Origin of the sequence: Nocardioides sp., assembly GCF_004803405.1 — a bacterium.
Lineage (GTDB): Bacteria > Actinomycetota > Actinomycetes > Propionibacteriales > Nocardioidaceae > Nocardioides > Nocardioides vastitatis.
In genome coordinates, this window is record NZ_SSXI01000281.1 from 1 (window position 1) to 11,454 (window position 11,454).

Below are 11,454 nucleotides of genomic sequence, written 5' to 3' on the forward strand. Positions count from 1 at the left end.
GCGGTCGCCCGCAAGATCGCCGAGCTGCTGCGCGCCGCGTCCGACGTGATGGTCGACGGCGAGGTCGACCGCGCCCTCGCGCTGCTCGCCGACGCCCGCGCCACCGACCGGATGATCCGGGAGCTGCAGGCCGCCGCCGACGAGGGGATGTCCGTGGTCAGCTCCTCGCCGTTCCGGCTCCGCCATCGGGAGCCGGTACGACGCATGGTGGAGCTGGTCGACCCGCTGGACCGGGCACTGCGCAGCACCAGGGTGCTCGTCCGGCAGACGTCGGTGGCGGCCTACCGGCGGCGGGCGGTGCCGCCGTCGTACGCCGTGCTGACCGCGGACCTCGCCGCTGCCGCCGACGCCGTCGCCGACGAGCTGGCCGCCAACCGCCTCGCCGAGGGTGCCCGGGATGCCGTCCTCGCCGTCGGGCACGCGACCGGCCGGGTCGAGCGGAGCGAGGTGCTCACCTCCGAGGCGATCCTGGCGCAGGTGCGCGCGATCGTGGCCGACCTGCTGCTCGTCACCGGCATGGGACCGCTCGAGGCCACCGACGCCATCCCGCCGCCTCGGTGAGGGGCCGCTAGCCCCGACCAGCCGCTGCGGCCTCCGCGGCGTACAGGTCGTACGGGTCGTGGAGCCGGCGGCCCAGGGCCTCCTGCAACCAGGCCGCGTCCCGGGCGGCAGCCCGTTGAGCGGCGTCGACCGAGCCGTCCGAGGTCAGGTTGGAGGCGAAGATGCCGGCTGCGGACTTCGGCAGGAAGTCCTCGTAGACGACCGGCCGGAGCCGCCCCTCGGCGTCCCGGGTGTAGTACGCCAGCCCGGCCTCGTGCAGCCCCTGCTCGGTGTCGGGGAAGGCGTCGATCCCGCGGTCGTCGTACAGCGCACGGCCCGCCGGGGTGAGCGCGACACCGCGCGCCTCGACCTCGCCGAACCGCACCCGCAGCTCGCCCGTGGTGACCGAGCCGTCCGCCTTGCGGAACCGGCGCGGCTCGGCGCGCGCCCGGAACGACGTCTGCCGCAGCAGCACCGCGGGCTTGTCGGTGAGCGGCGGGCCCTGGATCCGGTCGATCATCCGGATCCCGCGCTCGGTCATCCGCGCGTAGAGCTCGTCGATGTCGAGCACCCGCGGGGTGAGGTGGTTGATGTGGGTCGAGGACACCCCGCCGATGTCGGCCGCCACCGACGAGATCGCCTCGAGGTGGTCGTACCAGGCGCGGTCGACCGGCTCGGGGGAGAGGGCGAAGGACGCCGTCGCCAGCTCGAGGAACCGGTCGGCGTCGACCGGAGCGAGGCCGGACTGCTTCTCGGCCAGGTCCGCGAGGTCGAGCAGCTCCTCGGGGAACAGCCGTCGCGCACCGAGGAACTCCTCCAGCTGCGCCTGGGTCCGCTGGTCGAAGAACCGGCGGTCGTCGACCACCAGCAGCGAGGTGAAGACGCGGAACGGGTTCGCTGCCAGCTCGGCGCGGTCGATCGGCCGGAACGCGGTGGAGACGACGGGGATCGGCGGGTCGGCCTCGCGCAGGTCGTAGAAGCCCACCGGGTGCATGCCGCAGGCCGCGAAGATCCGACCGACCTGCCCGAGCTCGGTCGGGGTGCCGACGCGGATCGCGCCGTGCCGCTCCGCGGTCACCCGCTCGATGCTGCCGAGCCGCTCGGCCTCCGCGCCCATCCGCTCCAGGACGGACGCGTTGACGGCCTCGGAGACCTCGACCAGTGTGTTGTACGCGGGAACCTCGGAGCCGTAGAGCGCCGAGAGCGACGAGGCGAACAGCGCCCGCAGCTCGGTGGGACCGATGAGCATCAGCCGAACTCGACTCCCTGCGCGAGCGGCAGCTCGGCCGAGTAGTTGACCGTGTTGGTCGCGCGACGCATGTAGGCCTTCCACGCGTCCGACCCGGACTCGCGCCCGCCGCCAGTCTCCTTCTCGCCACCGAACGCGCCACCGATCTCCGCACCGGAGGTGCCGATGTTGACGTTGGCGATGCCGCAGTCCGACCCGGCGGCGGACAGGAATGTCTCCGCCTCGCGGACGTCGAGGGTGAAGATCGCCGACGAGAGGCCCTGGGCCACGTCGTTGTGGAGCGCGATCGCCTCGTCGAGGTCGCGGTACTTCAGCACGTAGAGCAGCGGCGCGAAGGTCTCGGCCTTCACGATGTCGCTCTGCTGGGGCATGTCGATGATGGCCGGTACGACGTACTGCCCGCCTGGCACGCCATCGGCCCGGGTGCCGCCGGTGACCAGGCGGCCGCCGTCGGCCTGCGCCTGCTCGATCGCGGCGAGGAACGCCTGGCCCGCGGTGTCGTCGATGAGGGGGCCGACGAGGGTGTCCCGCTCCAGCGGGCTCCCGATCGAGAGGGTGCCGTAGGCCTTGGAGAGGCGGGAGACCAGCTCGTCGTGGACCGACTCGTGCACGATCACCCGGCGCAGGGAGGTGCACCGCTGGCCGGCCGTACCGACGGCTGCGAAGACGATGCCCCGGACTGCGAGGTCGAGGTCCGCCGACGGCGCGACGACGGCGGCGTTGTTGCCGCCCAGCTCGAGCAGGCAGCGACCCAGGCGCGCGGCCACGCGTGGCGCCACCTGCTTGCCCATCCGGGTCGACCCGGTCGCCGAGACCAGCGACACCCGCGGGTCGTCGACGAGAGCCTCGCCGATCTCGCGCTCGCCGAGCACGACGTGGGTCAGGCCCTGCGGAGCGCCCACGCGACGGGCGGCCTCGGCCGCCAGCGCCTGGCAGGCGAGCGCGGTGAGCAGGGTCTTCTCCGAGGGCTTCCAGACGACCGCGTCACCGGCGACCAGAGCCAGCGCGGCGTTCCACGACCACACCGCGACCGGGAAGTTGAACGCGCTGATCACGCCCACGACGCCGAGCGGATGCCACTGCTCCATCATCCGGTGGCCGGGTCGCTCCGAGGCGATGGTCAGGCCGTGCAGCTGGCGGGAGAGGCCGACCGCGAACTCGCAGATGTCGATCATCTCCTGGACCTCGCCGAGGCCCTCGGAGCGGATCTTGCCCGCCTCGATGGAGACCAGCTCGCCGAGCAGCTCCTTGTGCTCGCGCAGCAGCTCGCCCAGCTCGCGGACGAGCTGCCCGCGCACCGGCGCCGGCACCACTCGCCACTCCTCGAAGGCGCGTTGCGCGCTGCCGACCAGGTCGGCCAGGTCGGCCAGGGTGTGGGCGCTCAGCCGACCCAGCTCGGAGCCGTCGATCGGGGTGCGGGCGACGAGTGTTCCTTGGTCTCGTGACGGTTGCTGCGCAACCTCCTCGACCAGCGGCAGGGAGACGCCGAGGGCGTCGAGGATCTCCCGGGTGCGTGCTGCCAGGTCCGTCATGCGCTGATCCTTCCGTACTCGGCGAAGCGCCGGCCCGCGTGGGTCGCGTGCAGGTCCTCGAGGCAGATGTCCTCCTGGCGCAGGAAGCCCTCGTGCGGCAGCACGCCGTCGGCCACGAGCTCGACCACGGCGACCGCGGAGGACGCGGTGGTCCAGGAGATGGCTCGCCACATGCGACCGTCGATCTCGATGGGCAGGTAGCCCTTGACGTAGTTCTCCCGGAACGGCTGGCCGTCCTTGACGCCCTCGACCGCTGCGTGGATGTAGACGATGTCGTCGTTGACCGGCGGCTTGGCCTTCACCAGCATCCGGCCCACCTCCTCGCGGTGGTCGCGCAGCCCCAGCTCGTCGAAGAGGAAGTGCATCTGGCGGAAGTGACCGGGGTAGCGCAGCGTCTTGTAGTCGAGGCGCTGGACGTGGCCCTCGTAGGTGGGGCACATGGTGCCGAGCCCCCCGGAGGTCAGGGCCGCCTCGAGCTCGATGCCGCCGATGAACACCCGCTCCTTCTCGGTCATCGCGGGCACCATCTGGCGCCGGCCGGAGCGGAGCACCTCGCAGTCGTTGAGGTACTCGTTCACGACGCCCTCGGCGGACCAGTTGAACGCGTAGCCCAGCAGGCCGGTCGGGTTCTGGGGGAGTGCGCCGACCTTCAGCTCGATCGAGCGGATCTCCTCAAAACCCTTGGCCAGGGATGCGCCGACGATCCCGATCAACCCGGGGGCCAGACCGCACTGCGGCACGAACGCCACGCCGGGGGTCTGTCCGGCGAGCTCGATCACCCGCTGCGTGGTCGGCACGTCCTCGGTCAGGTCGAAGTAGTGACAGCCGACCGCGGCAGCCGCCTCGGCCACTTCGATGTTGCGGTCGTACGGCAGGCAGGACACCACCGCGTCCAGTCCGCGCAGCGCGTCGCGCAGCACCTCGCCGTCGCTGACGTCCAGCTGCTCGGTCTCGAACCGGAGTCCGGGGTGCGGCTGCGTGTCGTACCCGCTGACCTTGAAGCCGGCGTCGTTGAGCAGCCCTGCCACCAGCTCGCCGACCTTGCCCAGGCCGATCACGCCGACCTGGTTGATGCTCCGCGCCATCGCGGCCTCCTTGGTTGGTGGTTTCTCAGACGAGTACGGCGGCCAGCTGGTCGAGTCCCCAGTGCAGGTCCTCGGGGGTGATCACCAGCGGCGGGGCCAGGCGGATCGTCGAGCCGTGCGTGTCCTTGGCCAGCACGCCGCGGGCCATCAGTCGCTCGCAGACCTCGCGGCCGGTACCGAGGGCGGGATCGACGTCGACGCCGGCCCAGAGGCCGCGGGATCGGTAGGACACCACGCCGTGGCCCAGCAGGGCGTCCAGTCGCCCCGCGAGGATCCCGCCGAGCTGCTCGGCCTGGGCCTGCAGCTCACCGGTGCCCAGCATGTCGACGACCTCGAGGCCGACCGCGCACGCGAGCGGGTTGCCGCCGAAGGTGGAGCCGTGCTGGCCGGGCTTCAGCACGTCGAGCACGTCGTGGTCGCCGACGACGGCGGAGACCGGGACGATGCCGCCGCCGAGTGCCTTGCCCAGCACGTACAGGTCGGGGACGACGCCCTCGTGGTCGCAGGCGAAGGTGCGGCCGGTGCGGCCGAGCCCGGCCTGGATCTCGTCGGCCACGAACAGCACCTCGCTGCGGGTGCAGAGGTCGCGGACCCCCCGGAGGTAGCCGGCCGGCGGGATGATCACGCCGCCCTCGCCCTGGATCGGCTCGATCAGGACGGCCACCGTGGACGGGGTGATCGCTGCCTCGAGCGCGGCGAGGTCGCCGTAGGGGACCATGTCGAACCCGGGCGCGAACGGGCCGAAGCCGCCGCGGGCGTCGGGGTCGTCGGAGAAGCCGACGATCGTGGTCGTGCGGCCGTGGAAGTTGCCGGCGGCGACCACGACCCGGGCCGAGTCGGGGGCGACGCCCTTGACGTCGTACCCCCACCTGCGCGAGACCTTGATCGCGGTCTCGACGGCCTCGGCGCCGGTGTTCATCGGCAGCACCAGGTCCTTGCCGCAGAGGTCGCCCAGTGCGGCACAGAAGTCGGCGAAGCGGTCGTGCACGAAGGCGCGGCTGGTCAGCGTGACCTTGTCCAGCTGGGCGTGCGCAGCGGCGAGGAGGCGCGGGTGGCCGTGGCCGAAGTTGAGCGCGGAGTAGCCGGCGAGCAGGTCGAGGAACCGGCGGCCGTCCACGTCGGTGACCCAGGCGCCCTCGGCGTGGCTGAGCACGACCGGCAGCGGGTGGTAGTTGTGCGCGGTGCGGGACTCAGCGCGGGCCACCTCCGCCGCGGTCCGGCGTGGGGTGATCGTCCGGTCGGTGGTGATGCTCATGGGCGCTTCCCTCGGATACTGGCGACATGGGCCGGATGAATTGCGGACAGACGCCGCTGCAGCAGTGAATCTTCTTGTTGTCTGACAATCCTCCGAACCACTGTAACCCACCCCACACCCTGGAACGCGAACTGGCGCGGCTCCCCGCCGGCAGCGCGACCCAACCGATGCTGGGCCTGTTCCGTCATCAAGGGAGAAGGCGAAACGAGAGGGGATTCGATGGCGACCAGGGACGTGGCGTTCGCGGCCTACGTCGTGCAGCGGCGACCGCAGCTCTACCGTGCTGCCTGGCTGCTCTGCGGTGACGCGCACCGCGCCGAGGACGTGGTGCAGTCGGCGCTGACCAAGCTGTACGTCGCCTGGGCGCGCGTCGAGCGGGCGGATTCGGTGGACGCCTACGTCCGGCGGGCGATCGTCAACGCCCACCTGGACGAGACCCGCCGACCCTGGCGGCGGGAGACCGCCGCCGGGCAGGACCTCCCGGAGTCCTCGGTGGCCGCGGTGCCGGTGGAGGAGCACGACGCCCTCTGGACGGCCCTGCGGTCGCTGGCGCCGGGGATGAGGAAGGTCGTCGTGCTCCGTCACTTCTGGGGGCTGAGCGTCGAGGAGACCGCCACCGACCTCGGCATCAGTGCCGGCACCGTGAAGAGCCAGACATCCGCCGCGCTCAGGGCACTGCGGACCGTCCTAGCCGACAACCTGACCAAGGAGACCTCCTGATGGACACCGACCTGCTGACCGAACGACTGCACCACCTGTGCGACGCCGCACCCGTCCCGCCCACCGCACCCGCCGACGACGTACGACGAGGGCGGCGCCGGTTGCGGCGCAACCGGGTTCTCGCAATCGCCGGCACCGCCACCGCGGTCGCGGTGCTGGCCGGGGCGGGCTTCGCGGCGACCGGCTCGACATCGACGGCCGACCGGACAGCGGAGCCTCCAGTGGCAGGGCAGCCGGTGCCGGAGCGGTCGGTGCCGCAGGGAGAAATCGACGAGGCGCAGCTCGCCGAGATCCTCACCGGCTTGGCCGAGCAAGCGGAAGCGGAAGCGGGAGCGAGCCTCACTCTCGACAAGCTGCAGGCGATGGTGGACGTGGTGAAGGCCAATCCGTCGAACCCCACGATGCGGCGAGTCGCCATCGACGGGGCCAGGTCCTGGCGGTCTGCCGGCGCGGCGGGCTGCCCGGCCAATTGGACCTGCAAGGACGTCGCGGTGGAGGGCGCGTCGCGGGCCCGGTGGGCGGCGTCTGGCGCGGTGTGGCAACTCGTCGTCGACTTTCCCAGCGGCGTCGTCATCCTCACCGGGAACGCCGCAAGCGAGCGAGCCGCCGACCTCGCGTACCGCACCGATTGATCCCGACGCGGGGCGCAGCGGGAGAATGACCCCGCTGTGGACATCACCTACCCGCCCGACCTCCCGGTCAGCGCCCGCCGCGAGGACATCGCGGCCGCGATCCGCGACCACCAGGTCGTGATCGTCGCCGGCGAGACCGGGTCCGGGAAGACCACCCAGCTCCCCAAGATCTGCCTCGAGCTGGGACGTGGGGGAGCCGACAAGGACGGCCGCGCGCGGATGATCGGCCACACCCAGCCGCGGCGGATCGCCGCCCGGTCGGTGGCCGAGCGGATCTCCGAGGAGCTCGGCGTCGAGCTCGGCGCGTTGGTCGGCTACCAGGTCCGCTTCACCGACCGCACCTCGAAGGCCAGCCGGGTCAAGCTGATGACCGACGGCATCCTGCTCGCCGAGCTCCAGCGCGACCGGATGCTGCGCCGCTACGACACGATCATCATCGACGAGGCCCACGAGCGGAGCCTCAACATCGATTTCCTGCTGGGCTACCTCCGGCAGCTGCTGCCCAGGCGGCCCGACCTCAAGCTGATCATCACCTCGGCGACCATCGAGACCGGGCGGTTCGCCGAGCACTTCGCCGACGCCGACGGCGAACCCGCGCCGATCATCGAGGTGACCGGACGCACCTACCCGGTCGAGGTCCGCTACCGACCGCTGATGGTTCTTCGAGACGGCTCGTCTTTCGCCTCCTCAGGGACCGAGGTCGAGAAGGACGAGGAGGGCGAGCCGATCGTCCGCGACCAGACCGAGGCGATCGTCGACGCGGTCAAGGAGCTGTCCGCCGAGGGGCCCGGCGACGTGCTGGTCTTCCTTCCGGGCGAGAGGGAGATCCGCGACACCGCCGAGGCGCTCGCCCCGCTCGCGGAGGGCACCCGGGGGATCGACGTACTTCCGCTCTACTCGCGGCTCTCCGCCGCCGAGCAGCACCGGGTCTTCGCGCCGGCGCGCGGATCGCGGCGCCGGGTGGTGCTCGCGACCAACGTGGCGGAGACGTCGCTGACCGTGCCCGGGATCCGGTACGTCGTCGACACCGGCGTCGCCCGGATCTCGCGCTACTCATCGCGGACCAAGGTGCAGCGGCTGCCGATCGAGCCGATCAGCCAGGCGTCCGCCAACCAGCGGTCCGGACGATGCGGGCGGGTCGCGGCCGGCGTCGCGATCCGGCTCTACTCCGAGGAGGACTTCGAGGGCCGCCCCGAGTTCACCGACCCCGAGATCCTGCGGACCAACCTGGCCTCGGTCATCCTCCAGATGACCGCGCTCGGGCTGGGCGACATCGCGCGCTTCCCGTTCGTGGAGCCACCCGACCGGCGCAACGTGCAGGCCGGCCTGCAGCTGCTCGAGGAGCTGGGCGCCGTCGCCGGCGACCAGGGGCTCACCAAGGTGGGCCGCCGGCTCTCCCGGCTGCCGATCGACCCTCGCCTCGGGCGGATGCTGCTCGAGGCCGAGCGGCTCGGCTGCGTCCGCGACGTGCTCGTCATCGTCGCAGCACTGTCGCTCCAGGACCCGCGCGAGCGACCGGGCGCCGACCGGCCCGCCGAGCAGGCCCAGGCCGACCAGCTGCATGCGCGGTTCAAGGCCGAGGGCTCGGACTTCCTCACCTGGCTGACGCTCTGGCGGCACCTGCGCGAGCAGCAGAGGGAGCTGTCCGGCAGCGCGTTCCGCCGGATGTGCAAGCGCGAGTTCCTCAACTACCTGCGGGTGCGGGAGTGGCAGGAGTTCGTCGCTCAGCTGCGACAGGTGACCAAGGAGATGGGCATCCGCCTCGAGGCCCAGGGGGAGCCGGACGGCGACGGCATCCACCAGGCGCTGCTCTCCGGCCTGCTCTCCCATGTGGGGGTTCTCGAGGAGAGGGAGAAGCCTGCCCCAGGCTCCCGCCCCGCCAAGGAGCGTCGCCGGCCGGGACCACGGGAGTACCTCGGCGCCCGCGGCGCGAAGTTCGCGATCTTCCCGGGCTCGGTGCTGGCCCGGAAGAACCCCTCGTACGTCATGGCCGGGGAGCTGGTGGAGACCGGACGCCTCTGGGCCAGGCAGAACGCCGAGATCAAGCCGGAGTGGGCCGAGCAGATCGGCGCGCACCTGGTGAAGCGCAGCTACTCCGAGCCGCACTGGTCGCGCAAGCGCCAGGCCGTGATGGCCCGCGAGCGGGTCACGCTGTACGGCGTCCCGCTGGCCACCGACCGCCTGGTCTCCTACGGGCGGGTCGATCCCCCGCTCGCGCGCGAGCTGTTCATCCGGCACGCACTCGTCTACGGCGAGTGGGACACCCGGCACCGGTTCTTCCACCACAACCGCACGCTGCTCCAGCAGGCCGAGGAGCTCGAGCATCGGGCCCGCCGGCGGGATCTGGTGGTGGACGAGCACACCCTCTTCGACTTCTACGACGAGCGGGTCGGCGACGCTGTGGTGAGCGGAGCCCACTTCGACCGCTGGTGGAGGGACGCGCGACGCGCCACGCCCGACCTGCTCACCTTCGACCCCGCGATGCTCACCCACGACACCGCCGACCAGGTGCGCGAGGCCGACTACCCCGAGCAGTGGTCGGTGTCGGGCGGTCTGACCTTCCCGATCTCCTACCACTTCGAGCCCGGCGCGGCCGACGACGGCATCACCATCGACGTCCCGGTCGCGACCCTCAACCGGGTCGACGACGAGGACTTCTCCTGGATCGTGCCCGGCCTGCGCGAGGAGCTGGTCACCGAGCTGCTGCGCAGCCTGCCCAAGCAGCTGCGGGTGAACTTCGTGCCGGCTCCCAACACCGCGAAGGAGTTCCTCGCCACCGTGCCGGCGGGGGAGGAGCCGATGCTCGACGCGCTCGAGCGCTACCTCCGGTCGACCACCGGGGTCTACGTGCCGCGCGAGGTGTGGGGGCTCTCCACGTTGCCCGAGCACCTCAAGCCCACCTACCGAGTGGTCGACGAGAAGGGCCGCGAGCAGGCGCGCGGCAAGTCCCTGGCCGACCTCAAGGCGCCACTGCGACCCCAGTTCGAGAAGGCGATGGCCGACGTCGCCTCCGACTCGGGCGTGGCCCGCAGCGGAGAGACCACGTGGACGTTCGGGGAGATCCCGGCCACCGCGACCTGGACCCGCGCCGGCCACGAGGTCGAGGCCTTCCCCGGACTCGTCGACGAGGGGGAGACGGTGGGCCTGCAGGTGTTCGGATCGGCGGACGAGCGCGACGCGCGGCACCGGCTCGGCGTCGTACGACTCCTGCTCCTCGCGCTCGGCGACAAGCCCACCGCCGGGATCGTCGAGGGACTCGACATGAAGGCGAAGCTGGGGCTCGCCGGGACGCCGTACCCCGCCGTGCCCGCGCTGCTCGCCGACTGCCTCCGTGCCGTCGTGGTCGACGCCGTCGACGCCCATGCGCCCACCCGCAGCCAGCACGAGTACGACGCCCTGCTGGCCTCGCTCCGGTCGACCGCCGCCGAGGGGGTGCGGACGGTGCTGGCCGAGCTGCTCCGCGTGCTCGAGCTGTGGCGGGAGTGCGAGCGGCTGCTCAGCGGTCGCGCCGACCTGCCGCTGCTGCCGGCGCTGACCGACCTGAAGGGCCAGCTCGGCCGGCTCGTTCACGAGGGGTTCGTGGGCGAGACCGGGGCCGCCCGGCTTCGGCGCTACCGGCCCTACCTGACGGCGATGCGGGAGCGGCGCACCGCCCTGGAGACCGGCGGCGCGGCTGCGCTCGGGAAGGACCGCCAGCGGATGGACCTGGTCCAGCCCCTCCAGGAGGCCTACCTCGCGCGGGTCGCCGCCCTGCCGGAGGGACGCCCCGCCGGCGCCGGTCTCCGTGCGGTGCGGTGGATGCTCGAGGAGTACCGGGTCTCGCTCTGGGCCCAGCATCTCGGCACCGACGGCCCGATCTCCGACGTGCGCCTCCGGAAGGCGCTGGACTCGCTCTGAGCGGCCGTATGGTTGAGCCGTGTCCGAGCGCAACCACCACCGCCCCGCCCCGCGGGAGGCTGCGTTCTTCGACGAGTTCGCTGACGGCGTCGATCCTGCTCTGGTGACCGAGGCGGCCGAGCGGGCCGCCTCGCTGCTCGTCCGTGGGGCGCATTCGAGCAACGACGCCGGTGTCGCCGACCGGCTGGTCCACCTGGCCGACACCGAGGGGATCGAGGCGATCGCGGAGGTCTGGTCCCATGCGGCCGCGGACTCCCTGTCCGGCTGCCTGTGGCGGCTCTACCTGCTGCGCTCCTGGGTCTATGCGGACCCGACCGGAGTGGCCCGCCAGTTCGAGGGCGGCCGCTCGCGCGCCGAGTTCGCCCAGGTCGTCGCCGGGGTGGCCGACCCGCCCGGGCCCGACGAGCTCCGGGCGATGATCGACGACGTGCTGCGCGGCATCGCCGGAGGTGATTTCGCCGACGTCCTCTTCCGCGCCTCCGCGTTCGCGCGGGTGGTGGCGGCGGGCCGCGCCGCCCTTCCCGAGGTCGCCGACGCGGACGTG

Annotated in this window: 8 protein-coding genes and 1 pseudogene; 5 read left to right on the top strand and 4 right to left on the bottom strand. The window is 72.2% G+C overall.

The features are described from left to right. A pseudogene (locus E7Z54_RS19810) lies at nucleotides 1–561 on the top strand (FUSC family protein); the annotation flags it as partial. A 7-nt stretch (nucleotides 562–568) separates the two neighbouring features. On the opposite strand, the gene hglS reads toward E7Z54_RS19810, so the two are convergent. From hglS to rocD, 4 genes are read right to left on the bottom strand one after another with little or no spacing between them, the layout of a single operon-like run. Further along, nucleotides 569–1,789, bottom strand: a complete 1,221-nt coding sequence (gene hglS, locus E7Z54_RS19815) for a 2-oxoadipate dioxygenase/decarboxylase (protein WP_136436443.1) — start codon at nucleotides 1,787–1,789, stop codon at nucleotides 569–571. Next, complete coding sequence (gene amaB / locus E7Z54_RS19820; protein ID WP_136436444.1) at nucleotides 1,789–3,321, bottom strand: L-piperidine-6-carboxylate dehydrogenase; 1,533 nt, start codon at nucleotides 3,319–3,321, stop codon at nucleotides 1,789–1,791. Before amaB ends, hglS begins: the two co-directional genes overlap by 1 nt. Then, nucleotides 3,318–4,406, bottom strand: coding sequence for a saccharopine dehydrogenase family protein (locus tag E7Z54_RS19825; protein ID WP_136436445.1), 1,089 nt, complete (start codon nucleotides 4,404–4,406; stop codon nucleotides 3,318–3,320). Before E7Z54_RS19825 ends, amaB begins: the two co-directional genes overlap by 4 nt. Nucleotides 4,407–4,431: 25 nt before the next feature. After that, nucleotides 4,432–5,661: an ornithine--oxo-acid transaminase gene (gene rocD, locus E7Z54_RS19830; protein WP_136436446.1), complete on the bottom strand. Its 1,230-nt coding sequence runs from the start codon at nucleotides 5,659–5,661 to the stop codon at nucleotides 4,432–4,434. 219 nt (nucleotides 5,662–5,880) lie between these two features. Here rocD and E7Z54_RS19835 point away from each other — a divergent pair, with 219 nt between their 5' ends. From E7Z54_RS19835 to E7Z54_RS19850, 4 genes are all read left to right on the top strand, one after another. Beyond that, entirely contained in the window at nucleotides 5,881–6,381 is a 501-nt protein-coding gene (locus E7Z54_RS19835) for a SigE family RNA polymerase sigma factor (RefSeq protein WP_136436447.1), read from the top strand. Further along, on the top strand, nucleotides 6,381–7,013 hold the full coding sequence (locus E7Z54_RS19840) for a hypothetical protein (RefSeq protein ID WP_136436448.1): 633 nt from the start codon (nucleotides 6,381–6,383) through the stop codon (nucleotides 7,011–7,013). The genes E7Z54_RS19835 and E7Z54_RS19840 overlap by 1 nt, the downstream gene beginning before the upstream one ends. A 36-nt stretch (nucleotides 7,014–7,049) precedes the next feature. Then, a complete protein-coding gene (gene hrpA / locus E7Z54_RS19845; RefSeq protein WP_136436449.1) occupies nucleotides 7,050–10,910 on the top strand; it encodes an ATP-dependent RNA helicase HrpA in 3,861 nt (1,286 codons plus the stop codon). A gap of 19 nt (nucleotides 10,911–10,929) precedes the next feature. Further along, on the top strand, nucleotides 10,930–11,454 hold a 525-nt coding region (locus E7Z54_RS19850), incomplete at its 3' end, for a hypothetical protein (RefSeq protein ID WP_240769801.1).